The sequence below is a fragment of the Ilumatobacter fluminis genome, assembly GCF_004364865.1.
GTDB classification, from domain to species: Bacteria; Actinomycetota; Acidimicrobiia; order Acidimicrobiales; family Ilumatobacteraceae; genus Ilumatobacter; species Ilumatobacter fluminis.
In genome coordinates this window covers 3,751,393-3,775,749 of record NZ_SOAU01000001.1, presented here as the reverse complement: position 1 = coordinate 3,775,749, position 24,357 = coordinate 3,751,393, and the positions used below count along the sequence as shown (strand labels likewise).

General features: G+C 69.0%; 26 protein-coding genes. 16 read left to right on the top strand and 10 right to left on the bottom strand.

Annotated elements, in window-relative coordinates; genetic code table 11:
- Window positions 1–2: 2 nt before the first annotated feature.
- Window positions 3–563 carry a dTDP-4-dehydrorhamnose 3,5-epimerase family protein gene (locus BDK89_RS17145; RefSeq protein ID WP_133870112.1) on the top strand — a complete coding sequence of 187 codons (561 nt, stop codon included), beginning with the start codon at window positions 3–5 and terminating at the stop codon, window positions 561–563.
- Here the strand turns inward: BDK89_RS17145 and BDK89_RS17140 are convergent.
- Both BDK89_RS17140 and BDK89_RS17135 read right to left on the bottom strand, forming a co-directional pair.
- Window positions 544–1,404: a glycosyltransferase family 2 protein gene (locus tag BDK89_RS17140; protein WP_133870111.1), complete on the bottom strand. Its 861-nt coding sequence runs from the start codon at window positions 1,402–1,404 to the stop codon at window positions 544–546. The genes BDK89_RS17145 and BDK89_RS17140 overlap by 20 nt on opposite strands.
- Window positions 1,401–2,330, bottom strand: a complete 930-nt coding sequence (locus BDK89_RS17135; RefSeq protein ID WP_166657653.1) for a Gfo/Idh/MocA family protein — start codon at window positions 2,328–2,330, stop codon at window positions 1,401–1,403. Before BDK89_RS17135 ends, BDK89_RS17140 begins: the two co-directional genes overlap by 4 nt.
- A 139-nt stretch (window positions 2,331–2,469) precedes the next feature.
- Between BDK89_RS17135 and BDK89_RS17130 the strand changes: the two genes are divergently transcribed.
- The 4 genes from BDK89_RS17130 to tatA all read left to right on the top strand — a co-directional run bounded on the left by BDK89_RS17130 (window position 2,470) and on the right by tatA (window position 4,641).
- Entirely contained in the window at window positions 2,470–2,874 is a 405-nt protein-coding gene (locus tag BDK89_RS17130) for a hypothetical protein (RefSeq protein ID WP_166657652.1), read from the top strand.
- On the top strand, window positions 2,871–3,917 hold the full coding sequence (locus BDK89_RS17125) for a D-2-hydroxyacid dehydrogenase (protein WP_133870108.1): 1,047 nt from the start codon (window positions 2,871–2,873) through the stop codon (window positions 3,915–3,917). Before BDK89_RS17130 ends, BDK89_RS17125 begins: the two co-directional genes overlap by 4 nt.
- A 236-nt stretch (window positions 3,918–4,153) precedes the next feature.
- Window positions 4,154–4,441, top strand: a complete 288-nt coding sequence (locus tag BDK89_RS17120) for a WhiB family transcriptional regulator (protein ID WP_166657651.1) — start codon at window positions 4,154–4,156, stop codon at window positions 4,439–4,441.
- 17 nt (window positions 4,442–4,458) lie between these two features.
- Window positions 4,459–4,641: a twin-arginine translocase TatA/TatE family subunit gene (gene tatA / locus BDK89_RS17115; protein ID WP_133870107.1), complete on the top strand. Its 183-nt coding sequence runs from the start codon at window positions 4,459–4,461 to the stop codon at window positions 4,639–4,641.
- A gap of 121 nt (window positions 4,642–4,762) precedes the next feature.
- On the opposite strand, the gene BDK89_RS17110 is transcribed toward tatA, so the two are convergent.
- Window positions 4,763–5,035: a WhiB family transcriptional regulator gene (locus tag BDK89_RS17110; protein ID WP_243839207.1), complete on the bottom strand. Its 273-nt coding sequence runs from the start codon at window positions 5,033–5,035 to the stop codon at window positions 4,763–4,765.
- 334 nt (window positions 5,036–5,369) lie between these two features.
- On the opposite strand from BDK89_RS17110, the gene BDK89_RS17105 reads away from it, so the two are divergent.
- The 9 genes from BDK89_RS17105 to BDK89_RS17065 all read left to right on the top strand — a co-directional run bounded on the left by BDK89_RS17105 (window position 5,370) and on the right by BDK89_RS17065 (window position 15,031).
- Window positions 5,370–5,651 (top strand): hypothetical protein, encoded by a 282-nt coding sequence (locus BDK89_RS17105; protein ID WP_133870106.1) that lies wholly within the window; start codon window positions 5,370–5,372, stop codon window positions 5,649–5,651.
- Between the two features lie 6 nt (window positions 5,652–5,657).
- Complete coding sequence (gene ppk1 / locus BDK89_RS17100) at window positions 5,658–7,772, top strand: polyphosphate kinase 1 (RefSeq protein WP_133870105.1); 2,115 nt, start codon at window positions 5,658–5,660, stop codon at window positions 7,770–7,772.
- Window positions 7,773–8,053: 281 nt separating this feature from the next.
- Window positions 8,054–9,304, top strand: a complete 1,251-nt coding sequence (gene pstS / locus BDK89_RS17095) for a phosphate ABC transporter substrate-binding protein PstS (RefSeq protein ID WP_133870104.1) — start codon at window positions 8,054–8,056, stop codon at window positions 9,302–9,304.
- Window positions 9,305–9,435: 131 nt separating this feature from the next.
- Entirely contained in the window at window positions 9,436–10,404 is a 969-nt protein-coding gene (gene pstC, locus BDK89_RS17090; RefSeq protein ID WP_166657650.1) for a phosphate ABC transporter permease subunit PstC, read from the top strand.
- Window positions 10,401–11,510: a phosphate ABC transporter permease PstA gene (gene pstA, locus BDK89_RS17085; protein ID WP_133870103.1), complete on the top strand. Its 1,110-nt coding sequence runs from the start codon at window positions 10,401–10,403 to the stop codon at window positions 11,508–11,510. The genes pstC and pstA overlap by 4 nt, the downstream gene beginning before the upstream one ends.
- Window positions 11,511–11,620: 110 nt before the next feature.
- Window positions 11,621–12,388, top strand: coding sequence for a phosphate ABC transporter ATP-binding protein PstB (gene pstB / locus BDK89_RS17080; protein WP_279586819.1), 768 nt, complete (start codon window positions 11,621–11,623; stop codon window positions 12,386–12,388).
- Window positions 12,388–13,110 carry a phosphate signaling complex protein PhoU gene (gene phoU / locus BDK89_RS17075; protein ID WP_133870101.1) on the top strand — a complete coding sequence of 241 codons (723 nt, stop codon included), beginning with the start codon at window positions 12,388–12,390 and terminating at the stop codon, window positions 13,108–13,110. Before pstB ends, phoU begins: the two co-directional genes overlap by 1 nt.
- 2 nt (window positions 13,111–13,112) lie before the next feature.
- Window positions 13,113–14,321: a sensor histidine kinase gene (locus BDK89_RS17070; protein WP_133870100.1), complete on the top strand. Its 1,209-nt coding sequence runs from the start codon at window positions 13,113–13,115 to the stop codon at window positions 14,319–14,321.
- Window positions 14,318–15,031, top strand: coding sequence for a response regulator transcription factor (locus BDK89_RS17065; RefSeq protein ID WP_133870099.1), 714 nt, complete (start codon window positions 14,318–14,320; stop codon window positions 15,029–15,031). The genes BDK89_RS17070 and BDK89_RS17065 overlap by 4 nt, the downstream gene beginning before the upstream one ends.
- Window positions 15,032–15,045: 14 nt before the next feature.
- On the opposite strand, the gene BDK89_RS17060 is transcribed toward BDK89_RS17065, so the two are convergent.
- The 7 genes from BDK89_RS17060 to BDK89_RS17030 are packed head-to-tail and all read right to left on the bottom strand — an operon-like array spanning window position 15,046 to window position 22,545.
- Window positions 15,046–15,765, bottom strand: a complete 720-nt coding sequence (locus tag BDK89_RS17060) for a hypothetical protein (RefSeq protein ID WP_133870098.1) — start codon at window positions 15,763–15,765, stop codon at window positions 15,046–15,048.
- The gene (locus tag BDK89_RS17055; RefSeq protein WP_243839259.1) at window positions 15,762–16,859 is read right to left on the bottom strand and encodes a glycosyltransferase; all 1,098 of its coding nucleotides are present in this window, start codon (window positions 16,857–16,859) and stop codon (window positions 15,762–15,764) included. The genes BDK89_RS17060 and BDK89_RS17055 overlap by 4 nt, the downstream gene beginning before the upstream one ends.
- Window positions 16,860–16,861: 2 nt before the next feature.
- Entirely contained in the window at window positions 16,862–17,599 is a 738-nt protein-coding gene (locus tag BDK89_RS17050) for a polysaccharide deacetylase family protein (protein ID WP_133870096.1), read from the bottom strand.
- Window positions 17,596–18,717 carry a glycosyltransferase family 4 protein gene (locus BDK89_RS17045; RefSeq protein WP_208294110.1) on the bottom strand — a complete coding sequence of 374 codons (1,122 nt, stop codon included), beginning with the start codon at window positions 18,715–18,717 and terminating at the stop codon, window positions 17,596–17,598. Before BDK89_RS17045 ends, BDK89_RS17050 begins: the two co-directional genes overlap by 4 nt.
- A 50-nt stretch (window positions 18,718–18,767) precedes the next feature.
- Window positions 18,768–20,027, bottom strand: a complete 1,260-nt coding sequence (locus tag BDK89_RS17040; protein WP_166657649.1) for an MFS transporter — start codon at window positions 20,025–20,027, stop codon at window positions 18,768–18,770.
- Entirely contained in the window at window positions 20,024–21,553 is a 1,530-nt protein-coding gene (locus BDK89_RS17035) for an oligosaccharide flippase family protein (protein WP_166657648.1), read from the bottom strand. The genes BDK89_RS17040 and BDK89_RS17035 overlap by 4 nt, the downstream gene beginning before the upstream one ends.
- Window positions 21,550–22,545, bottom strand: coding sequence for a glycosyltransferase (locus BDK89_RS17030; protein ID WP_133870093.1), 996 nt, complete (start codon window positions 22,543–22,545; stop codon window positions 21,550–21,552). The genes BDK89_RS17035 and BDK89_RS17030 overlap by 4 nt, the downstream gene beginning before the upstream one ends.
- Before the next feature lie 199 nt (window positions 22,546–22,744).
- Between BDK89_RS17030 and BDK89_RS17025 the strand changes: the two genes are divergently transcribed.
- Together BDK89_RS17025 and infA are read left to right on the top strand one after the other, a co-directional pair.
- The gene (locus BDK89_RS17025) at window positions 22,745–23,941 is read left to right on the top strand and encodes an MFS transporter (RefSeq protein ID WP_133870092.1); all 1,197 of its coding nucleotides are present in this window, start codon (window positions 22,745–22,747) and stop codon (window positions 23,939–23,941) included.
- 151 nt (window positions 23,942–24,092) lie between these two features.
- The gene (gene infA, locus BDK89_RS17020) at window positions 24,093–24,347 is read left to right on the top strand and encodes a translation initiation factor IF-1 (RefSeq protein WP_133870091.1); all 255 of its coding nucleotides are present in this window, start codon (window positions 24,093–24,095) and stop codon (window positions 24,345–24,347) included.
- The last annotated feature ends 10 nt before the right edge of the window (window positions 24,348–24,357 follow it).

The following is a 24,357-nucleotide window of genomic DNA, read 5'->3' as shown; positions in this document are numbered from 1 at the left end:
CGATGGAACAACAGGCGGGACTGATCGCAGGCCGACCGCTCGCGGGCACCGCGACGCGGGCGATCGAGGTGCACGCGGACGACCGGGGGTCGTTCGCCGAGTACTTCGTCGACGGGGTCGACACCGGGCTCGACCCGCGTCAGTGGAGCGTGGTCCGGTCGCAGCCCGGCACCTTGCGGGGTATGCACGTTCACCTCGGACACGACGAGTACATCAGCCCGATCATCGGACACTGCTATGTCGGCCTCTACGACCTGCGGCCCGAGTCGCCGACCGTCGGCGAATGGGCGCTCTACGAGTTGAGCGCCCACGATCCGATCGTGCTGACCTTCGCCCGCGGCACGGTGCACGGGTGGCTCGTCGACGAACCGACCGTGCATCTGCAGGCGACCTCGTCGACGTACACCGACTACGGCAGCGACGACAACAACGGTTGTCACTGGTCCGATCCCGAACTCGGGATTCCGTGGCCGTTCGAGCCGACGTTGGTCGCTCCTCGAGCCGCCGGATTCGGCAGCCTCGCCGAGTTGCGAGCACGCGTCCTCAGCGACGTGCGGCGCTGAACTGACGGAACCGCGTCCGGATCCGGGCGCGGTGCTTCCAGGTGGTCGCCCGTCCTCGGATCGATCGCCGCCACTCCTGCCGCATCGCGTCGCGCAGCTGGGTCGCGACGTCGGCTCGGACGTTCGCTTCACCGTCCCGAGCGGTCAGCAAGGTCGCCCAGCGCCGAGCCGCTCGTGCGCGCTCGTCGGGTGAGGTGCCCGGCGGACGTTGCAGGTAGGCGACGGTCGGCAGACCGGAGTCGGCCACCCGGATCCAGGCCTGATCGAGGAACTGGCGCCACATGTAGCTGTCGGTGGCGGTCCCGGGCGGTGTCTCGCGCCAGCCGTGGGGGAGCCGGTGGTACGCGTCGAGGCGATGGCCCACCGTCGACATCGGAGCGACGTGGTCGGCGCCACCCCACCGCCATGCGGCCGCCAGTTCGGCGAGCATCGGACGGTCGAGCGACGGAACGAGGCGGTCGCCGACATCGTGGGTCGGCAGCGTGGCGGCGAAGTCGGCGTCGGCGAGGAGGCGGTGGAGTTCGGCCAGGTGATCGGTGAACCAGACGTCACGATCGAGCAGATAGGCGACGATGCCCGCGTGTGAGCGCTCGGCCAGGATCTCGTGACGGTACGGTTCGCCCCGGCGTCGGTGTTTCGGGCGGTCGACGAATCGGACGCGTTCGTCGGCGCCGCACCACCGTTCGATCGTCGATCGGGTGTCGTCGTCGACGCCGTCACCGACGACGATCAACTCGAAGTCGGTGACGGTCTGGCGGAGCGCGCTCGGGATCGCCACGTCGAGGCAGCCACCTCGACCGGCCGAGGTCGGCAGGATGATCGTCGTGGCGGACGCCGTCATGTCGTGGCTCCGAGGCGGATGATCTGCTCGACCCGGGTCGCGATGGTGACGGCGTCGGCGGGCGTCGACGGCATGGTGGTCCCGTTCCTCACGCGCTCGACGAAGGCGTCTGCCTGCCGTCGGAGGGCGGAGGTGGGGTCGAGCGGTATGTCCTCACTCAGCGGATCGGTGTCGGTTCCTCGGGCGATCCGAACGATGCCGGGCCGTCGTTCGGTCCACACCGCGACACCGTCGGTGCCGCTCACCACGAGCCGGCGCGTTCGTTCGGGTTCGCGCGTCGAGACGTCGAGCACGAACGTCGGTGTGTCGTCGCTCTCGAGGTGTGCGAGGGCCGCGACCACGCGCCCCCCGATCGTCTCGGTCGATGCAGCGACGACGTCGGGCACGGTGCCGAACAGCGCCAGGGCGATCGACAGGTCGTGGGGAGCGAGCGTCCAGATCGGGTCGACGTCGAACCGAGGGCTGGTCCAGTTCGTGCGGGTCGAGCGGATGGCGGTGACGGGGCCCAGGTCTCCGGACGCGATCACGCCGGCCATCGTCGTCACCGCGGGGTGGTGGCGCCAGACGTGGAAGACGACCAGCCGATCGCCCCACTCAGCAGCGATCCGCTCGGCGGCGGCGCTGCTCGGCGCCAGCGGCTTCTCACAGGCGACCGGCACGTCGAGCGTCGTGAGTTCCCCGAGGGTCTGTTCGTGTATCGAGGCAGGCGTCGACACGACGACGGCGTCGACGGAACGATCGAGGCGGGCGGTTGCGACGCCGGCTCCGGCGCCGAGCGCTCGGCGGCGCGCATCCGAGTCGGGGTCGACCGCGACGACCGACGCCCCGGCGGCCGTGAACTCTCGAACCAGGTTCACGCCCCACCGACCGGTTCCGAGCACGGCGATGACGGGGCGTTCGTCCGATGGTCGTGGCTCGCCGTTCACGCCGCAAGGGTAAGCTCCGCGGATCGTCGACAACGACACGCCACGCTCCCGCCGACTCGTCGCGTCGATCGCCGCTCGCGTCGCCCGACGATCGATGGCGATCCGTCTGCGGGCGCTCGGACCCGTACGCCGAGTCTCGATGAGCGACCTCCGACGGGTGGCGATCGCCGACGACGTGTGGGCCGTCGTGGGCTGGATCGACCGTCCCGGTGAGGTCGGGCCGACGTGTTCGGTGTTCGCCGACGACATCGAGGTGCTGCGCTGCGACCTGTTCGAGCACGGGCCGCACATCCACCCGCTGTTCGCTGCGACCCACGGCGCCGACCTCGGCACGATGCGGTGGCAGCCACCCACGCCTGCGATCGGCGACCTGATCGACTGGGTCCGTCGCGAGGTCGCGGTCAATCTCGATGTGCACCTTCGTGCCGTTCCGGACGCCTGTCGACGACCCGAGCCGAGCGAGGATCAGCGACGACGGGCGGCTGACCGGATCGCCGACGAGCTCCGCGAGGTCGTGCGCAGCCGAGCAGCCCGGCCGACGTGACGACCTTCGAACGTGTCCTCCTCGCGGTCGACTGGGGCGACGACGTCATCGGTCGGCTGGTCGATCGGCTCGGTGCCGATCGCGTGACCCGATGCGACCCGGCCGACGACGCGTCGATCGGGCGGGCGCTGCGAGTCGCCGATGCAGCGATCACGTCGGCCGGTCCCGACGCCCGTTTCGTGGCTGCCCCGTCGTTGCGCTGGCTCCACGTCGACCACGCCGGCATCGACCGGTTCGCCCCCGTCGAACTGGTCGGTGGCGACCTCGTCGTCACGACGTCGGCGGGGCGCAGCGGGCCGGCGCTCGGTGAGCACGCGCTCGCACTGCTGCTGGCGGTGACACATCGGCACGGCGCGCTCGAACGGTCGCGGCAGCGCCGGGCATGGACGACCTGGCCCCTGCACGGTCGAGCACCGCTCGTCGGGCGGCGAGCCGTGGTGTTCGGGTGCGGGAACACCGGCTCGGCGTTCGCCACGCGAGCTGCAGCGATGGGCATGTCGGTCGTCGGCGTCCGACGGACTCCCGGAGAACCGCCGCCGGGGTTCGACGACGTCGTGGTCGCCCCCGGGCCCGCCGAGCGCCGCGCCGTGCTCGCCGATGCGGACGTCGTCGTCCTCGCGGTTCCGCTCACCGACGACACCCACCACCTGGTGGGCTCCGCCGAGTTCGCTGCGCTACCCGACGGAGCCGTCGTCGTCAACGTGGCACGGGGCGCGGTGATCGACGAATCGGCGTTGGTCGCCGCGCTCCGCTCGGGCCGGCTCGGCGGTGCGGGCCTCGACGTCGTCACCCACGAGCCGTTGGGGGTGACCAGCGCGCTCTGGCGGTTCCGCAACGTCGTGATCTCGCCGCACGCCACCCCACGGCTGGCCGACCGCGATGCCCGGTCACTCGAGATCGTCGAGTCGGTCCTCGACGACCTGGACGCCGGGCGGCCCGTCCGGCGGCGGCTCACGGCAGCCGACGCCTACACGAAGTCGGAGCCCCGACCGACGCTCGACCGGCTCGCGACGAGTGCCTGGCTCCGGCTCCAGCGGCGGTGACCGGCCCGCCCGCTCGGCGACGCACGGTCGCGCCGTGCGACGAACGGCCACCGTGCGCGTTCGCGCGAAAAGCCTGGATTCGTACGACGCGAAATCCGCCCTTGCGATTCTGCGGTATGGTATGCGAGAATCACATCCACGTAACTACACCGTCGTCGCCAGGATCACCCGAACCCATGAGCCGGCGGCGACACGACCGTTCGCTACGAGGGGCGGCCTTGGCAGGGGGCCCACACATGAGCAAGATCCACGACGACATGGTGCAGCCGATCGAGCTGGAAGAGAACTGGCAAGACGGCGCCAACTGTCTCGGCGTCGACCCCGACCTGTTCTTCCCCGAGCGCGGTGCGTCCACGCGAGAGGCCAAAGAGGTCTGTCGCGGGTGCATCGTCCGAGAGCAGTGCCTCGAGTTCGCCCTGCAGAACGGCGAGAAGTTCGGCATCTGGGGCGGCCTCTCCGAGCGGGAGCGCCGACGCATTCGTCGCCAGCGAGCTCAGGCGGCGCGTAGCATCGTCGGCGCCTGAGGGGTTAGGCTGACCACATGGGTAGCTTCGGATCCGGCGAACTGATCGTCGTCCTCGTCATCGTGCTCCTGGTCTTCGGGGGCTCGCAGCTCCCCAAGCTGGCACGCAACCTCGGTAAGGCGCAGAAGGAGTTCAAGGACGGCCTCGCCGACGGCATGGCCGAGGGCGAGACGGCCGACTCCGCCAAGACCGACGACTGACGACGAACTCGTCAGCGGCGCCGCCGAGCGCAATCGAAACGACCGCGGCCGAGGGCCGCGGTCGTGTTGTGTCCGGGGCCGGTCGTCCCGGAAGGCGCTGGCAACGTCGTGGCGTCGCGGCTCAGTTGGCCGCTTGTGCGTCGACCCGTCGCTTCTTGAGGATGCGGCGACGCTGGCGTTCGCTGGCCCCGCCCCAGACGCCGTGCTCGATGCGGTGATCGAGGGCGTGCTCGAGGCACTGGTCGGCCACCGGGCAGGTGCCGCAGATCTTCTTCGCCTTCTCGACGCCGACGCCGTCGCTCGGGAAGAAGGTGGCGGGCGGATACATGCGGCAGTTGCCGTCTGCCATCCACGCAGTCGGGGAGTCGGGGTCGGGGAGTGGGCTGGTGTTCATGTCCTCGTGGCTCCTGGCTGTGGTCGGGGCGGCGGTGATCACCGGCGCACGACGAAGCTGTGATGTCCCGAACCGGGTCTCCGTCGCATCGTGGTCTCCGTTCCTTGTTGTTCGGATCTGACGCTGCTCGTGGATGCTCGGTTCCCGCTTGCGGGGTGACCGTAACAGAACCGTAATGATTTCGCCAGCATTTCCGAGCGTTCTCAGCGTGCGTTCATGTTGTCGTCATCGAACCGTCATGGGGTACGGGCACCGTGGCCCGGTGCATACCCCCGATTCCGCGTCGGCAACCCTCCCGACGGTCAGTTCTGTTCCGTCCGGTACACTGCCCGCCATGTCGAACGTCGCCGCCGAACCCGAAGCTCCGCGCGCCCACGCCCGCATCGTGTACCTCGGCCCGGTGGCGCCCCACTGGGAGGTCTACGGCGACTGGGGTGAGCGTCAGGTGCTTGACGAGTTCCGCACTCGTGCCCTCGCCCGCCTCGTCCTGCTGCCGCGCGACGATCCGCAGTTCCGCCGCAACAAGGAGCGGATCAACCGCGACGCCGAGCGCGAGCTGATCTCGATCGAGTGGGAACTGGGACTTCCCACCGACGACGACGCCGACGAGAGCTGATCCCTCGTGACCTCGACCGTGGGGGCGTCCGAGGCGACCGACGACCCGTCGGGCGTGAGCCCTGACGAGGTCCATCGGTACCTGAACCGCGAACTCAGCTGGCTCGACTTCAACTCGCGCGTCCTCGACCTCGCGACCGAGCCGGGCATCCCGTTGCTCGAACGAGCGAAGTTCTGTGCGATCTTCTCGAGCAACCTCGACGAGTTCTTCCAGGTTCGGGTCGCGGCCCTGCGCGATCAGGTCGCGGCCGGTATCGACCGCCCGACCGCCGACGGCCGCACACCGCTCCAGCAGCTGACCGAGATCAGCGAACGGGTGCCCGAGATGGTGGCGAGGCAGGAATCGATCTTCCTCGACCAGCTCGTGCCCGAGCTCGCCGAGGCCGGCATCTCCATCCTGTCGATGCACGAGTGGACCGCCGACGACCACGCGTACCTGGAGCAGTACTTCGACGAGCGCATCTATCCGGTGCTCACACCGCTCGCCGTCGACCCCGGGCACCCGTTCCCGTACATCTCGAACCTCGCGATCTCGATCGCCGCTCACGTCGCCGACCCCGAGACCGCCGAACGGCGGTTCGTCCGCCTCAAGGTCCCGACGGTGTTCCCCCGGCTGATCCAGCTCGACGAGGGCCGGTTCGTGCCGTCGAGTCATGTGGTCGCTGCACACCTCCACAAGCTGTTCGTCGGCATGGTGGTCGAGGAGTGGGCGATCTTCCGGGTCACCCGCAACGCCGACCTCACCCTCGAAGAAGAAGAGGCCGACGACCTGCTCGAGGCGGTCGAGCTCGAACTCCGCAAGCGACGCTTCAACAAGGCGATCCGGCTCGAGGTCGCCGACTCGATCGGTGACGAGATGCTCGACGTCCTCACGCGCGAGCTCGAGATCGACCATCGCAACGTCACCCGACATCGCACCCTCATCGACCTGACCACCCTGTTCGGGTTGCAGGGCCTCGACCGGCCCGAACTCAAGGATCGTGCGTGGCCGCCGCTGACCGCCGGCCGTCTGTTCCTCGCCGAGGAGTCGGAACGTTCGATCTTCTCGGTCATGCGCGACCGGGCGATCCTGGTCCACCACCCGTACGAGAGCTTCCAGTCGAGCGTCGAGGTGTTCCTCGAGCAGGCGGCCAGCGACCCGCGGGTCCAGTCGATCAAGATGACGCTGTACCGCGCCGGAGGCGACAGCCCGATCATCCGGAGCCTCATGAAGGCCGCCGAACTCGGCAAGCAGGTCGCCGTGCTGGTCGAGCTCAAGGCCCGGTTCGACGAGGCGAACAACGTGCAGTGGGCCAAGCAGCTCGAACGCGCCGGCGTCCACGTGGTGTACGGCATGGTCGGACTGAAGACGCACTCCAAGGTCGTCCTCGTCGTCCGCGACGACGGCGACCAGCTCCGGCGCTACTGCCACATCGGCACCGGCAACTACAACTCGAAGACGGCTCGGCTTTACGAAGACCTCGGCCTGTTCACCTGCGACACCAAGGTCGGTGCCGACGCCACCCAGCTGTTCAACCATCTCACCGGGTTCAGCAAGAGCGAGGAGTACCGCACCCTGCTCGTGGCGCCGCGCGACCTGAAGCGCCAGTTGCTCGACCTCATCGAGCACGAGGCGTCGTTCGGGAGCGAGGGACGAATCGTCCTGAAGTGCAACTCGATCGCCGATCCGGTCGTCGTCGACGCCCTCTACCGGGCGAGCGCGGCAGGTGTACAGATCGACGGCATCGTGCGCGGGATCTGCACCGTGCGGGCGGGTGTGCCCGGCCTGAGCGAGAACATCGCCGTGCGCAGCATCCTCGGCCGGTACCTGGAACACAGCCGCATCTACGTGTTCGGCCACGGCGACGAGCGTGATCAGCCGCTCCACCTGATGGGATCGGCCGACCTGATGCCGCGCAACCTCGACCGTCGCGTCGAGGTGTTGGTGCCGATCGAGCATCCGAAGCACCGCGAGTGGCTCGACAAGGTGCTCGAGCTCGACCTCCGCGACGACATCATCCGGTGGGAGTTGCAACCCGACGACACCTGGATTCGTCGTGGTCGCACCGACGTGTTCGAGCCCGACGCGCAAGAGCTGATGTACCGCTGGACCTCCGAGCGCCAGCTCCAGGTTCGTCGCTGACACGTCGGCCCCCAGAACTGCGAAATCGCTCGCTGCGAGGCGTCGTTCGGGTGCCCACGCTCCGTTCATGTTCATGTGCCCAGCGGCACGAACACGCGCGTCCGGTAACCCTCAGGTGAACGCCGTCTGAACAACCCCAGGTCGGCCGTCGATGACGTCGTTCAACTGTTCAGTGTTCGTTCACCGAAGCCCCCGGGCGCCGTTCACCTGCGGTCCTTAGCGTGCCCTCCCGGAGCGGTTCGAGCTCCGCCCCCGAACAACCCCGAGATGGAGACATCAGCGTGAAACTTTCCACCAAGCGGTTCGCCGCCACCGCCCTCGTCGCCTCGCTCGCGCTCGCCGCGTGCGGCGACGACGACGATGACGACACGACCACGACCGAGGCCGAGGCCGAGGAACCCGCCGAGGCCGACGAGCCCGCCGAGGAGCCCGCCGACGACATGGACGAGGACATGGACGAGGACGACATGGCGTCCGAGACCACGATGGCCGACGACATGGGCGGCGACATGGCCGAGGTCGACTACGAGGCCGTCTCCGGCACCCTCATCGGCGCCGGTGCGTCGTCGCAGGCCGCTGCGATGCAGGGATGGCAGGCCGGCTTCCAGGCCGTCGCCACCAGCGCCACGGTCGAGTACGACCCGATCGGCTCGGGCGGCGGTCGCGAGACCTTCCTGTCCGGTGGCTCCGACTTCGCCGGCTCCGACGCCGCGCTGAAAGACGAGGAGTACGAGGCGTCGATCGACCGCTGCGCCGGTGACCAGGGTGCGATCAACCTGCCGCACTACATCTCGCCGATCGCCCTGCCGTACAACCTGCCGTCGATCGAGGGTTCGACCCTCAACCTGACCCCCGAGTTGATCGCCGGCATCTTCGCCAACGAGATCACCAACTGGAACGACCCGGCGATCGCCGAGGTGAACCCCGACATCGAGTTCCCCGACCTGACGATCAACCCGGTCCACCGCTCCGACGACTCGGGCACGACCGAGAACTTCACCGACTACATGGCCCAGACCGCTCCGGACATCTGGACGTACGGCCCCATCGAGCCGTGGGACACCGACGGCCCGGGTGGCGGCGAAGGCGCCCCGCAGACCAGCGGCGTCGTCGCTGCGGTCAACGCCGGTGAAGGTTCGATCGGCTACGCCGACGCCAGCCAGATCGGTGACCTCCCCGCCGCCGCCGTCGGCGTCGCCGGTGAGTTCGTCGAGTTCTCGCCCGAGGCCGCAGGTCGCATCGTCGACGCCTCGGAGCGCACCGGTGGCCAGAGCGAGTTCGACTTCGCCATCGAGGTCAACCGCAACCCCGAGTCGGCCGATACCTACCCGATCGCGCTCGTCTCGTACCACATCGTCTGCCTCCAGTACGACGACCAGGAGACGGTCGATCTCGTCAAGGCGTTCATGACGTACGTCGGTTCCGATGAGGGTCAGGCCGCCTCGGCCGCCTCGGCCGGTTCGGCTCCGATCTCGCCCGAGGTCCAGGCCGAGATCGCCAACTCGATCGCCCAGATTTCGGTCGCCGGCTGATCGACTAGCGTCGACATGAGTCAGACCGAGGTGACCCCGAATTCAGTCGGGGTCACCTCGGTCCTCATTCGTTCCCTCTTCCGCTCTCGGGTCAGCGCGGCCCGAACCTCGACGTTCCGGAGAACCGCAACGTGACGATCACGGATCCAACCGACACGGCAGGCGCCACACCCCCCGGGGCGCCGGCCGAGAAAGTCAGCAAGGTCGGCGACAAGGTCTTCGGCGGCCTGGCCAAGGGGGCGGGGATCCTGATCCTCGTCACCCTCGCCGCCGTTGCGATCTTCCTGATCGCCGAGGCCTGGCCGACCTTCACCAACGACCTGAGTGAGATCTCGGGCCCCGACACGTTCCTCGGCTACGTCGGCCCGCTGATCTTCGGCACGATCCTCGCTGCGGTGATCGCACTGGTCGTGGCGACGCCGATGGCGGTCGCCGTTGCACTGTTCATCAGCCACTACGCACCCAAGCGCCTCGCACAGACCCTCGGCTACTTCGTCGATCTGCTCGCCGCGATCCCGAGCGTGGTGTTCGGCATCTGGGGCATCTCGGTCCTGGCGCCGATCCTCGCCCGCTCGGTGTACCCCTGGCTCGAGGACAACCTCGGATTCATCCCGTTGTTCGCCGGGCCGGCGTCGACCTCCGGCCGCACGATGCTGACGGCCGGCATCGTCCTGGCGGTCATGATCCTGCCGATCATCACCGCGATCTCGCGTGAGGTGTTCCTGCAGACACCACGCCTCCACGAGGAGGCGTCGCTCGCCCTCGGCGCGACGAAGTGGGAGATGATCCGGCAGTCCGTCCTCCCGTACGGTCGTTCCGGCGTGATCTCCGGCGCGATGCTCGGGCTCGGCCGAGCGCTCGGCGAGACGATGGCGGTCGCGATCATCCTGTCCGGATCGATCGACTACTTCTGGGATCTCATCAGCAACCAGAACTCCAACACGATTGCCGCGAACATCGCACTGTCGTTCCCCGAGTCGTCCGGGCTCGAGGTCAACCGCCTGATCGCCACCGGCCTGGTGCTGTTCGGCATCACCTTCCTCGTCAATGCGCTCGCCCGCAAGATCGCGAGCGCCGGATTCTCCGGAGCCGACGGATGAGCGCCACCTCCACATCGACGAGCACCCCGACCCCGTCGCCGATCAAGGGTGACCTGACGAGCGGTCAGCTGTCGCCGATCCACATCGGCCTGATCGCCCTCGGTTCGGTCGTCGTGGGTGCGGCCACCTGGATCCCCTCGGGTGCGGTCAACTGGGCCCGATGGATCATCGTCTCGGTCCTCGCCTACATCGTCGCCACCTACGTGATCTCCCGCTTCGTCGAAGGCGGACGCAAAGCGGTCGACCGAGTCGTCGCTGCGTCGGTCACGTGCGCCTTCCTCATCGTCCTGCTCCCGCTGGTGTCGGTCATCTGGACCGTCGTCGAGCGAGGGTCGGCGCGGTTCGATTCGACGTTCTTCACCGAGACGATGCGCCTCACGCCGGAGGACATGGCATCACAGAGCCAGGGCGGAGCCGTCGGCGGCGCCTACCACGCCATCGTCGGCACCCTGATCGTCACCGGACTCGCCACGGCCTTCTCGGTGCCGTTCGGCCTGTTCACGGCGATCTACCTGGTCGAGTACGGCCGCGGCAAGCTCGCTCGCGCCATCACGTCGATGGTCGACGTGATGACCGGCATCCCATCGATCGTCGCCGGCCTGTTCGCCTACGCACTCTTCGTGTTGTTCTTCGGGCCCGGCACTCGTACCGGCCTCGCCGGCGCCGTGGCACTGACGGTCCTCATGACCCCCGTCGTCGTCCGATCGTCGGAGGAGATGTTGCGGCTCGTCCCGAACGAGTTGCGCGAGGCCTCGTACGCGCTCGGCGTCCCGAAGTGGAAGACCATCGTGAAAGTGGTCATCCCGACCGCCATCGCCGGCATCCTGACCGGCATCACACTCGCCGTCGCCCGCGTCATCGGCGAGACCGCACCACTGCTCGTCACCGTCGGCCTGGCGCAGGACACGAATTACAATCCGTTCGACGGGCGCATGACGACCCTGCCCGTCTACACCTATTACCAATACGTCCAGCCCGGCGTTCCCCCCGAAGCGGGGCAAGACCGAGCGTGGGCGGCAGCCCTCACCCTCGTCATCATCGTGGCGATCCTGTTCACGATCGCCCGAGTCCTCGCCAAGATCCTGAAGCCGAAGGGGCTGCGATGAGTATCGACCGACCGACCACCGAAAGGCACCAAGTGAGCGTGGAGCCCAACACCACCGCCGCCGCGCCGGCAGCAGCGCCGAACGCCGCCGCCGGTGCCGTCGACCACCGCATCGAGGTCAGCGACCTCAACATCTTCTACGGCGACTTCCGGGCCGTCGCGGACGTCTCGATGGAGATCGAAGCCCGCTCGATCACGGCGCTGATCGGGCCGTCGGGTTGTGGCAAGTCGACGTTCCTCCGGTCGCTCAACCGCATGCACGAGGTCATCGACGGCGCCTACGTCCAGGGGCACGTCATGTTGAACGGCGAAGATCTCTACGGGCCCGGGGTCGACCCCGTCGCGGTGCGCCGCAAGGTCGGCATGGTGTTCCAGCGGCCGAACCCGTTCCCGACCATGTCGATCTACGACAACGTCATCGCCGGCATGAAGCTCAACTCGAAGCGGCTGCGCAAGGGCGAGACCGACGAGGTCGTCGAGCGATCGCTGCGCGGCGCCAACCTGTGGGAAGAGGTCAAGGACCGACTCGACAAGCCCGGTTCAGGTCTGTCCGGTGGCCAGCAGCAGCGCCTCTGCATCGCCCGGGCAACGGCCGTCGAGCCCGACGTGTTGCTGATGGACGAGCCGTGTTCGGCGCTCGACCCGATCTCGACGCTCGCGATCGAGCAGCTGATGCTCGAACTGCGGGAGCGTTTCACGATCGTGATCGTGACCCACAACATGCAGCAGGCCGCCCGCGTCAGCGAGCGCACCGGCTTCTTCAACATCGAGGGCACCGGCAAGCCCGGACGCCTCGTCGAGATCGACGACACGTCGAAGATCTTCTCGAACCCGAGCCAGCAGGCCACGCAGGACTACGTCACCGGACGGTTCGGCTGATGACCGAGCAGCAAGACCTCCGCACCGGGTTCCACGAGGAACTCGACGACCTCCGCAACCAGATCGCACGCCTCGGCGCGACCGTGGTCGAACTGATCCCGCGCGTCACCGACATCCTCCTCGAACAAGATCTGGAGGGCGCCGAGTACGTGCTCCGCGGCGATGCCGCGATCGATGCCCGCTGCATCGACGTCGAAGAGCGTGCGCTCACGACGCTGGCGCTCCAGGCGCCGGTGGCGGCCGACCTCCGCCAGGTCGCGTCGATCCTCAAGCTCGCGCCCGAGATCGAGCGTTCGGCCGACCTGTGCTGCAACATCTGCAAGGCCGCTCGCCGGATCTACGGCCACGAGCTCGATCCGAAGCTGCGCGGCGCGATCCGCCGCATGGCCGATCAGGCGACCTCGGAGTACAAGGAAGTCATCGAGGCCTACGTCGCGAACGACCCGGTGCGGGCCGCAGCGCTGCGCGACATGGACGACTATCTCGACGACCTCCACCGCCAGTTCATCGCCCAGATCTTCGAGAGTCACGCGAGCGGCACCGTCGACCTCCAGGTCGCCGTCCAGCTCGCCGTCGTCGCCCGCTTCTACGAGCGCCTCGGTGATCACGCCGTCAACATCAGCCACCGCGTGCTCTACATCACCACCGGTTGGCTGCCGGAACACGACGCGATCCGCAACGACAACAGCAACGTTGCGGATGCGGAGCCCGCCGAGGACTGACCGTGGACCTGCTCCTGCTGCTCGCCGGGGCAGGTCTGGCCTTCGCTGCCGGCTGGTGGATCGCCCGATCGTCGGGCCACGAACCGGTGACGATCGCCGCTGCCGAGCCACCGACGGATGCGTCGCCCCGCACGACCGACCGGTACGAACTGGTCGCACAACACCACGTCGGCGTGGTCGTCAGCGACCAGCGCGGCCAGCTCGTCTGGCGCAACGAGGCGGCGCGTGCGTTGGCCGGCACCCATGTCGGCGTTCTCGTCGACGAGTCGATCGAACGTCACGTCGCCGAATCGCTCGAGAAGGGTGATTCGAGCGATGTCCTCGAGATGTACGGTCCGCCGAAGGTCGTCCTCGACGTCGACGCGCACCGCCTCCCGAGCGGGGGCGTGGTCGTCTTCATCGACGACATCTCCGAGCGGCGCCGGATCGACCAGGTGCGAACCGACTTCGTCGCCAACATCTCGCACGAGCTGAAGACTCCCGTCGGCGCGTTGTCGGTCCTGGCCGAGACGCTCGAGGACGAGACCGACCCCGAGACGATGCGACGCGTCGTCGGACGGATGCAAGGCGAGGCGGCGCGGGCGTCGCGAACGATCGACGACCTGCTCGAACTGTCGCGGATCGAGCTGGGCGGCGAACGCAGTATCGAACCGATCCGCCTGCCGGACGTGATCAACGAGGCGATGGCCCGAGTCGCCGAACTCGCCCAGCAGCGTCAGGTCGGCGTCTCCAACCTCATGGCGGCGGATCAGTTCGACGACATCGTCGTCCACGGCGACCGCCGACAACTGATCAGCGCGCTCGGCAACCTCGTCGAGAACGGCGTCAAGTACAGCGAACCCGGTGGGCTCGTGCAGGTCCGTGCCCGGTACCACGAAGGCATCGTCGAGCTCGGCGTGACCGACGAGGGCATCGGCATCCCCAAGCGCGACCTCGACCGCATCTTCGAACGCTTCTATCGGGTCGACAAGGCGCGCAGCCGGGAGACCGGCGGAACCGGTCTCGGCCTGTCGATCGTGCGTCACGTGGCGCAGAACCACGTGGGCGACGTCGCCGTTCGCTCGGTCGAGGGGGAGGGCAGCACCTTCATGTTGCGCCTGCCCGCCCGACGCGCCGGCGAACGAGCCACTCCCGACTCGTCGTACGACGCATCACTCGACTCATCCGCCGCACCCGAACAGGGCGGCGACCCACAGCAAGGAATCGCATGAGCAGTCCCACCATTCTCGTCGTCGAGGACGAGGCGAGCTTCGTCGACGCGTTGCAGATCGGCCTGACCCGCGAGGGCTTCCACGTCGAGGTGGCCACCGACGGCATCGAGGCGATCACCCGCTTCGAACAGGTCGAACCCGACCTGGTGCTGCTCGACGTGATGCTGCCGCGTGCGTCGGGGATCGACGTGTGCCGCCAGCTGCGCCAGACGAGTTCGGTGCCGATCATCATGGTCACGGCGAAGTCGAGCGAGATCGACACCGTGGTCGGCCTCGAGGTGGGCGCCGACGACTACGTGACCAAGCCGTACCGGATCCGGGAGTTGGTGGCACGCATCCGCGCCCAGCTCCGCCGCAACACGATGGAGAACGGCACGGGCGAGATCGAACGGCCCGCCGTGGCCGATGCGGCGATCCGTGTCGGTGAGGTCTCGCTCGACCCCGAGGAGCACCGCGTGACCGTCGACGGGAGCGACATCAACCTCCCGCTCAAGGAGTTCGAGGTGTTGCACCTGCTCCTGGCCAACGCCGGTCGGGTCCTCACCCGCGAAACGCTGATCGATCGAGTGTGGGGCACCGACTACGTCGGTGACACCAAGACACTCGATGTGCACATCAAGCGGCTCCGCTCGAAAGTCGAACCCGATCCGGGAAGCCCGTCGCGGATCGTGACCATCCGCGGTCTCGGCTACAAGTACGAGCGCACCTGACCGGCACCGCCCGGTCAACGCAGCCGACGGACGACGGTGAGCCGATCCACCGGCTCACCCGCCAGCCAGCCCAGCGTGTGATTGGGCTCGCGGCCGACGACTTCGAACCCGGAACGCTCGAGCGCAGAGGCACGCCGGCCGTGCCGGGTGTTGATCTCGCCGGACCATCCGTCGTGGCCGGCATCGAGCACGACCTCGTCGATCCGTGCACGCACGGCCAGCACGGCGCTCGTGTTGCGTGCCGCCCCGGTCAGGTTGAGGTGGGCATGGGCGGACGGCACGTCGTGTCGGCCGCTCCGGGCGAGCGCAGCGGCGTCGCGCAACCGGAGTCGCACGAAGGTCCGCATGGCCGGGTCGAGGCGGCCATGAACGACCGCTCCACACGCGGCAGCGACGAACCGCGCCGACCCGGCGACCACGGCGCGTCGTGCCGACCGCTCGTCGCAACACACCAGCGCGTACCCGACGGCGTGATCGTCGTCGTCGACGACCACCGACGCCCAGCGTGCGCCGGTCGTCAGGTACCAGTCGAGGCAGAGGTGTTCGTACGCTCGCATCACCTCGTGCGACGGGTCGAGCGGTGCTGCCGACCCGCCCGCGACGGTCGCCCAGAACAACGTTCGGACTGCCGCGTCGTCGGCGGCTCGGAAGGGGCGGATCGACACCCTCACTGCCGCTGCCGCTGCCGCTGCCGCTGCCGCTGCCGCTGCCGCTGCCTCCCCGACCGCACTCATGCTGCCGCCGGTTCGTAGAGCGCGAGCAGCCGTTCGGCGGTGGCCTCCCACCCGTGCGCCTCGGCGTGCCGGCGAGCCGCGCGCCGGACTTCGACCCGGTCGATGGCGAGCAGTTCGAGCACGCCACGCCCGAACCCGGCGGCATCGGGTGGGCAACGGCGTCCGGCGTCCGGCGGCACGATCTCGGCCAGCGCGCCGTGTTCGGGAACGACCACCGGGGTGCCCGCAGCGAGGAACTCGAGCGCGGCGAGCCCAAAGGTCTCGTAGCGCCCCGGGGCGATGCCCACGTCGGCCGTCGCCATCGCCGCGGCCAGCGCAGCCCGGTCGGCGAGGTGGCCGAGGAATCGGATCGGGAGGCCCTCGGCGTGAGCGGTCAACTCGGCGCGGAGCGGCCCGTCGCCGTACACGTCCCACTCGAAGTCGAGCCCGGCGGCGACGAGATACCGGGCGGTCTCGACGAGGAGGGACGGTGACTTCTCCGGCGACAGCCGGACGGCGGAGACCAGACGAGCACGGGGGCGCAGTGCGTCGTCGCTCTCGACCGGCCGGAACCGTTCGAGATCGACGCCGAGGGCGATCCGCCCGATCGGCGGCCCGGCCAGACCGTCGAACTCCGATGCCGCGAAGTCGGATGCGCACACGACCGCGTCGACACGCCGGAGGAGGCGCGCGTCGTAGCGACGAACGGCGGGAGCGACGGCATTCGGCATCCGGGTGGCACGGCCGATGATCGCGTCCAGGCGCTCGTGCGAGATGAGGACGACACGCGCCCCGTCGGCCCGTCGGTCGGCGGCAGGGCCGACGAGGGTGGCTTTGTCGGAGAGTTCGATCACGTCGGGTGCGAGTCGGTCGAGGGCGTCACGGACCGCTTTCCGACGCACGATCATCCGGTAACCGCCCATGCCCGGGACCTTCGGTGCCCGGATCCGCACGATCGTCCGGCCGGCCACCTCGTCGACGCTGTCCTCGGCGTCCGGCACGATCAGCGAACACCGGTGCCCGCGAGCTGCGTACTGCCCGGCGAGCTGATCGACGGCGGTGCGGAGCCCGCCCGACGTCGGCGTGTAGAAGTTGGCGATCTGACAGATGTGCATCGTCACGCGGCCGTCACGCTGCCGAGTTGGACGTCGAGCAGGTCGGCGTACGACGCAGTCGGCCGGCAGGCCGCGATGTCGAGTGTCGCGATCGTCGCGTCTCGCGTCGTGGGGTCGTCGAGGTCGGCCGGGTGGAGGGCGAGTCGGATGGGGCGGCCCTGCACGACGTGCCGCACGAGTACCTGACGCGTGAACCAGCTGCCGACACCGGCGAGGCTGCTGTCGGGGCGCTGGCAGACCGCCGGGATCCGGATCTGCCGGTCGTGCCAGAGGTCGGTCACCGTGAGGTGGCTGGTCGTGTAGGCGAAACCGGCTTCGTACAGGGCATCGACCGCTGCGTCGGACGCCAACCAGCCGGGCGGGGTGAACCCGAGCGGTGACCAGCCGTGACGCTCCATCTCGTCGACGCCGCGTGCGATCAGGTCGCGGGCGGTGTCCAGATCGAGATCGCAGAACTCGGCGCACCCCCGTGCCATCAGTCGGTTGCGGGTGTTGCGCGTGGTCGACAGCTTGTTCGGCTGGTGGCGCCACCCGTGGAGTGCGAGTTCGTATCCCTCGGCCGCGGCTGCCGACAGTCGGTCGACCAGCACAGGGTCGTCGTCGAGGGAGCGGCCGCGCCACGGACCCGGCACCACCAAGAGCGTGGCTCGGATGCCTCGGCGACGGACCATGTCGAGCAGTTCGAGCGAACGCGCACTCGTCGTGGCGTGTACGTCGTGGATCGAGACGACGACGCTCATGCCGCCACCTCTGCAGCCGGCGCCTCGATGACGGCTCGGTAGTGACCGATCAGCTCGTCCATGATCACCGGCCACGGACGTTGCTCGACCTCGGCACGAGCGGCGGTGCCGAGCCGGGCCCGCAACGCCGGATCGCGAGCAAGCTCGTCGACGGCGCCGACCAGGGTCTCGGGCACCTCCGGCGACCAGAACAGTCCGCTGTGCCGATGCTGGACGAAGTCGAGTGGACCACCGGCACTCGGCGCGACGACCGACACACCCGACGCCATTGCCTCCTGGAGCGCCTGGCAGTACGTCTCGTCGACGCCCGTGTGCACGAAGACGTCGAACGTGGCCGCCAACGCGCTCAGCATCTGACCGCTCTGGAAGCCGACGAAGCGGGCCCCGGGGAGCTTGCGTTGCAGGTCGTCGCGTTCGGGTCCGTCGCCGACGACGACGACCCTGACGTTCGGCATGGCGAGCAGGGGAGCGAGTCGTTCGACCTGCTTCTCCTTCGCGAGTCGGCCGATGAAGCCGACGACGACCTCGTCGTTCGGTGCCAGGAACCGATGGAGTTCGTCGGATCGATGTCGGGGGTCGAATCGGTCGAGATCGACGCCGCGTGCCCAGACGTCGGTGTTCTCGATGCCGCGTGCCCGCAGCGCCCACGCCGTGACCGACGACGGGGCGAGGGTCAGTGCCGACTGGCCATGGACCCAGCGCAGATAGTTCCAGATGCCGTCGGTGACGCGATTCAGACCGTGGCGCTTCGCGAAGCCGGCGAGATCGGTCTGGAACACGGCGATGCTGGGGATGCCTGCCCGTCCCGCGACCCGCGCAGCGGTGGCACCCAGGACGGCGGGCGCGGCGAGGTGGACGACGTCGGGGCGGAACTCACGCAGGGTCGAGCGGATGCGGAGACTGGGCAGCCCGACGCGCAACTCCGGGTAGCGGGGGAGGTCGAAGCCGCGCACCCGCACGACTTCCACGTCGTCGATGCCCTCGACGAAGTCGTCCCCCGGACCGGGCGCGATGACGATCGCCCGGTGTCCCTCGTCGTGAAGGTGCTCGAGCAGCCGGAGGACCGAGTTGGTCACGCCGTTGACGTTCGGGAGGAACGACTCGGCGACGATCGCCACCCGGAGTGAACGTGGCGAGGGAGTGGGCGGTCGGAGGGTGCGAAGCATCGTCACGAGGACCTTTCTTCGGGGGCGGGGGGAATCGCGACGTCGACGGCGGCAATGCACGCGGCGGCGACGGCGAAGCACACGGCGATCGCGGCGAACGTCGGACGGGAGCGGTCGGCCAGGCCGAACAGGAGGGCCGTCGCAGCGCCGCCGAAGTACGACAGGTTGTAGGCGGCGTCGTAGACGGAGAAGACGCGGGCCCGGGCGGCGTCGGTGATCGCTGCCTGCACGACGGCATCGGTCGTGACGCGCAGGTTCTGGAACGCCCAGAACGACAAGGCGACCGCGACCGCCCAGACCAGCGGCGCGTGCAGCGCGACGGCGACGAACAAGGCGGCGGCCGGCATGGCGAACGCGCCGAACGCGAGCAACCGCATCCCCGATCGTTCGGCCACGGCGGGGGCGGTGAGGGTGCCGAGGAACGATCCGACACCGGTGACGGCGACGACGACGAGATAGCCCCGTTCGGCGAAGTCGAACTCGTTCGCAGCGGCGAGCACCGCGGACGCGAAGGTGGCTCCGAGCAGCGCCCGGCTCGAACTCGTGAGCAGGATCGCTCGGCGTGTCGGTGGGCTGGCGACGAGGGCGGCGACACGGGCGACCGTCTCCCGCCACGAGTGGTGACGGCGATCGGAGCGTCCACCCAGATCGACTCGGAGGGTCCCGAAGCCGACTGCCGACACCAGCTGTGCGACGGCGGCGACGGAGAGCAGCGCGGTCGTCGCGGTCGTGCCGCCGAGGGCACCGAGTGCGGCGCCGCACGTCCCGGCGACCATCCCGACGAACAACGCTCGAGCATCCATCTCGACCAGGTCGTCGGATGCCACGAGCCGCGGGATCGACGAGGCACGCAGTGTGTACACGAGCCGCGCACACGAGATCAGTGCTGCGGCCGTCACCAGGCCGAGTTGTTGGTCGGCGGTCGCCACGGCCACCGCCGCGACGACCGTCAGGAGGCAGCGGGCGACGTTGACCGTGCCGAGCAGTCGGCGTCGGCTGTAACGGTCGGCCACCACGCCCGAGAGGGGCCCGACCGTCGCATACGGCACGGCGGCGGCCAGCACGGTGGCGAGCAGGGCGTCCGGGTCGACGCCGTGCTCGCCCGGCGACAGCAACGCGGTGGCCAGCACCAACGCCGTGATGGCGTCGGCTGCCTGACCGAGTCCCTGAGCGGCGAGGAACTGTCGCACCTCGGCCGCCCGACGGGTCACCGGCGTCACCGACGTCGCCGACTCGGCCGGACGGATCGCGTCGACGCTCACGTGCCCACCAGCCTCGACGCTTCCGGGATCACCACGGCCGCCGGTGGGCGCGAACTCGGTGACCGGCGCCAGCGACGCAGCCCGACCCCCACGCCGAGGCCGAACACCGCCAGCTTCGCGATCAGCGCACCACCGAGCCCGAGCGGCAGTGGCGCCACCACCAGCGACGCGACGACCGCGGCGACACCCGAGATGAGCACGCACGACAGCCAGGTCCGCCAGGCGAAGGCATCACGCACCGGGATCGCAAACGTGTTGGCGATGCGGTTCATGGCGATCATCCAGCCGATCCCCGTGGCGATCACGGTGCCGACCGACGCCCCGGTCATGCCCCACAACCAGGCGCCGGCGCCGGCGAGGACGACGTTGGTGACGAGGGTGCAGAGCGCGACCAGCATCAGGTCGCGGCTGCGGCCGGCCGCCCGCAGCACCATCCCGTACTCGGCGACCCGGTGCACCGTGACGAGCGTGAACAGCTGGAACGCCACGATGCCCCGTGCCATCGAGTCGGTGAACAGCAGCCGGATGACCTCCGGCGCCACCAGCACGAGGCCGACGGCCATCGGGACGACGACGGCAGACATCGTCATCGTGAGGTGGAGCCAGTGGGTGCGGGCGAGTGCGAGGTCGTCGTCCTGGAACGCGGCGACCAACGAGGTGACGATCGCTGCACCACCGGCGTACGGCAGCACGGCGAGGAGCGGGACTTCCTGAGCCGCCACCGCGTACACGCCGAAGTCGCCGCTGCGGAACGCTGCGATGAACCACTTGTCGACCAGGCGGTTGAGCATCGCAACGGCGACGGCGACGCCGAGTGGGATGCTGTAGACGAGTTGATGGACGAGGAGCTGCCGTCCGACGGGCAGCCTTCGCGCCGTGCCGAGCGTTCGGTCGACGAACCAGATGCCGCCGACCAGCCGGACCGCCCCGACCGCGACCAGCCCGTAGACGACGCCGAGCGTGCCGGCGCCCGACGCAGCGGGCACGATCGTGGCGGTCAGGATCAGGACGGTGCCGATCAGGTCCCAGGCGGCCGCCTTCCCGAACCGGTCGGTGGCGATCATCGCCATCGGCACACACGCGGACGGCAGTTCGAGGGCGATCGCCACCCCGACCCAGACGACGGCCGACGCGTCGGAGAGGCGTCCGCCCGACAGCGCCGGAGCGGCCACCGTCAAGCCGAGCGCGATCAGTGCCCCCATGCCGAACAACATCGCCATCGTCCGCAGCACGAGCGACGCTCGGCGCTCGGCTTCGAGCGGCGGGAGGAAGAACACGATGCCGTGCTGCACGTTGAGCGTGCCGATGGTCGTACCCGCCAGATAGATCGACAGGAGGAACGCCGTCGCGTTCCAGTCGTCGGGACCGAGCAGCCGGACGAGTGCGATCGACAGCACGACCTGGGTGGCCTTCACCGCCGCCTGCCCGATCGCCACCAGCCCGGTCCGGCGGGCGAACCCGTCGCCGGTCCGTCGCCGGGCCGCGACATCACCGGCGACCAGGCGGAGCTTCGTGCCGCTGATCACGTGATGCTCCAGATGCGGCGGGGCGTTTCGAGCGCACCGATCGCGGTTCGGACCTGCTCGCCCCGTCGCCAGAACGGTGCCGTCTCGCGTGCGAACCGCGGGTCGTCGATGTCGAGATCGGCGAGGAGGCGACGGTGATTGCTCGCGACGTAGTGCATCACCTGGGCGTCGACGGGCAGCTCGAGTGTGCGATCGGAGAAGAAGCGATGGCTGAGGCCCGGAGGCACGGCGTAGAACCGAGACGTCGGCGCGACCCAGGCCAGCCGCGGTTCGGTTCGCACGACGTCGTCGAGGAGGTTCGGGCCGAGTGCGAACCGGATGCTCGGATCGACCTCGAGGGCCTGGGCCAGCGCGAAGGCGATGAACGGCGACTCCGCCGGTGCGCCGATGACCGCATTGTTGACCTGCTCGCGCGTGTGACCGTCGTCGCTGATCCGGTCGGCCAGGCGGAGTCGGCCGTGCCACACCGCGCTGTCGACCCGGCACGCCGCCCACCGGACGGCCCACGGGGTCGCCTTCAACGCTGCGATCGGACCGAAGCCCCGTTCGATCCGCGACCGGTTGCCGTCCCACACGCGCTCGACGCCGACGTAGCTGCCGTGCACCGACGGCCGGTGGAGCCCGCGGAGCACGAGCACGTCCGTGTCGAGGTAGACACCGCCGCGGGCGTACAGCACCGCCAGCCGGGCGAGGTTCGAGATCGCCGCCGGCGACCGCAACCGCTGCAGCAGATCGACATACGGGGAGGCGCCGAGCGGACACGGCTCGAAGAGTTCACCCGGCGTCCATCGAGTGACGTCGACCCGGTCGTAGGCGGCGACCGTTCGGAAGTGATCGGTGGCCGGCACGTCACCGTTCTCGCCGACGACGAGATCCAGGTCGATCCTCGCCTCCGGCATCGCCACGATCGCCGACTCGATCGCCAATCGGGCGTGGTAGGGGAAGCGCGAACCGGTCCAGACGAAGTGCACACGCAGGGGGTGGTCGCTCACGTCAGGTCATTGTCGACGGCCGACGTGAACGACACGGGTGTGATTCGTGGCGTCGAACCGACGATCGGGCAACGATCCAGCGGCCCCACGGTGGCCGTCAGGCGGGATCGGTGCGACGTCGAGGCGTCGACCAGGTGAACGGACGGTCTCGACCGGTCGAGGCGCCGACGGCGGCGAGCCGCCGCGTACGATCGGCGCCGTGTCCGGATGGAAGGCGAACTCGAGGTTCCAGCAGCTCGCGTTCACCCATGCGGCGATGATGGGCGGCGAGGCGGCGATGGTCGTCGCGCTCGCCGACTCGTTCTTCTTCGACGTCGACCCGAACGGGGCCCGGAGCCGGGTGCTGGCCTTCCTGCTCGTCAGCTTCGCCCCGTTCCTGCTCGTCGCCCCGGCGATCGGCCCGGCCATCGACCGGGTGCGAGGCGGTCGCAAGCTGATCGTGCAGGTCGTCGCCGCGTCGCGCATCGTCGTGCAACTGCTCATGATGCGCTTCGCCGACGACATCGTGCTGTTCCCGCTCGTGTTCGCGGCGCTGGTGCTGCAGAAGACGTACACGGTCTCGAAATCGGCGCTCGTCCCCGCCGTGGTGCGCGGCGACGCCGAACTGGTCGAGGCGAACTCGAAGCTCGGTGTCATCGCCGGTGTCGCCGGCACGATCGCGGTCATCCCTGCGGGCGCGCTCCAGCTCACGATCGGGTCGCCCGCCACCCTGCTCTACGGCGCGCTGCTCTTCGGTGTCGCCCTGATGTTCTCGATCGGCCTGCCCGACGAGTTGCGCGTGGACACCCACGAGCCCTCCGCGGCGACCGAGCTCGAACCCACCGTCGGCCTCCAACTCGGCTGGGTCGCGATGTTCATCCTGCGAGCAGCGGCCGGCTTCATGCTCTTCCACCTCGCGTTCTGGTTCCGGGGCGAACCCAACGAGAAGCAGCTGCTGGCCCTGGCCGTCGGCCTGTCGTCGATCGGGACGCTGATCGGCAACTCGGTGGCACCCCGGCTCAGACGGACGCTCCACGAGGAGCGGATGCTGGTCGTCGCGCTCGTCGCACCCGCGATCGTCGGGCTCGCCGCCACCATCGTCGGCGGACCACTGCTCGGCATCGCCGTCGCCACCGTCGTGAATTTCGCCGCCGCGCTCGGCCGATTGTCGTTCGAATCGATCGTGCAACGCGACGGCCCCGACACCAACCGCGGCCAAGCGTTCGCGCAATTCGAGACGCGATTCCAGCTCGGCTGGGTGATCGCCGCCGTGATCCCGATCCTGCTCGACCTGCCCGGACGGGTCGGTTTCGCCCTCGTGACCTGCGTGTTCGCGCTCGCGGCGTTCAACTACCTGCTCGGGATCCGTGCCCCGACCGGACACGGTCGGATGCCGCCCGAACCGGCTCCCTCCTAGGCTGTCGGGAGCCGTCGACCACTAGCACAGCGGCCCGAAAAAGTGGCGGATCTGGGCAGTGGGGATCGCGGAAGGCTCCGATAGCATGATCTGCCGGTCTGTGCGCATCCGCGCGTGTCGGCCGAAACGAAGAGTCCGCTGACCTGGGTGAATGCCCCGGTCCACAACGAGGAGCGTAGCCCTGCCGAAGCCCAAGGAAGATGCCATCGTGCTCGAAGGCACGATCATCGAGTCACTCCCCAATGCGATGTTCCGGGTCGAACTGGAAAATGGCCACAAGGTGTTGGCTCACATCTCCGGGAAGATGCGCATGCACTACATCCGCATCCTGCCAGGCGACAAGGTGCAGGTCGAGCTCACTCCGTACGACCTCACCCGAGGCCGTATTACGTACCGCTACAAGTGAGAGAACCGCT

Coding starts and splice junctions, on each gene's coding strand:
- BDK89_RS17065 (WP_133870099.1), top strand. CDS start 14,318: ATGAGCAGTCCCACCATTCTCGTCGTCGAGGACGAGGCGAGCTTCGTC.
- infA (WP_133870091.1), top strand. CDS start 24,093: ATGCCCCGGTCCACAACGAGGAGCGTAGCCCTGCCGAAGCCCAAGGAA.
- BDK89_RS17130 (WP_166657652.1), top strand. CDS start 2,470: ATGAGCGACCTCCGACGGGTGGCGATCGCCGACGACGTGTGGGCCGTC.
- BDK89_RS17140 (WP_133870111.1), bottom strand. CDS start 1,404: ATGACGGCGTCCGCCACGACGATCATCCTGCCGACCTCGGCCGGTCGA.
- pstA (WP_133870103.1), top strand. CDS start 10,401: ATGAGCGCCACCTCCACATCGACGAGCACCCCGACCCCGTCGCCGATC.
- BDK89_RS17145 (WP_133870112.1), top strand. CDS start 3: ATGGAACAACAGGCGGGACTGATCGCAGGCCGACCGCTCGCGGGCACC.
- BDK89_RS17110 (WP_243839207.1), bottom strand. CDS start 5,035: ATGAACACCAGCCCACTCCCCGACCCCGACTCCCCGACTGCGTGGATG.
- BDK89_RS17120 (WP_166657651.1), top strand. CDS start 4,154: ATGAGCAAGATCCACGACGACATGGTGCAGCCGATCGAGCTGGAAGAG.
- tatA (WP_133870107.1), top strand. CDS start 4,459: ATGGGTAGCTTCGGATCCGGCGAACTGATCGTCGTCCTCGTCATCGTG.
- BDK89_RS17105 (WP_133870106.1), top strand. CDS start 5,370: ATGTCGAACGTCGCCGCCGAACCCGAAGCTCCGCGCGCCCACGCCCGC.
- phoU (WP_133870101.1), top strand. CDS start 12,388: ATGACCGAGCAGCAAGACCTCCGCACCGGGTTCCACGAGGAACTCGAC.
- BDK89_RS17060 (WP_133870098.1), bottom strand. CDS start 15,765: ATGAGTGCGGTCGGGGAGGCAGCGGCAGCGGCAGCGGCAGCGGCAGCG.
- BDK89_RS17050 (WP_133870096.1), bottom strand. CDS start 17,599: ATGAGCGTCGTCGTCTCGATCCACGACGTACACGCCACGACGAGTGCG.
- BDK89_RS17055 (WP_243839259.1), bottom strand. CDS start 16,859: ATGCACATCTGTCAGATCGCCAACTTCTACACGCCGACGTCGGGCGGG.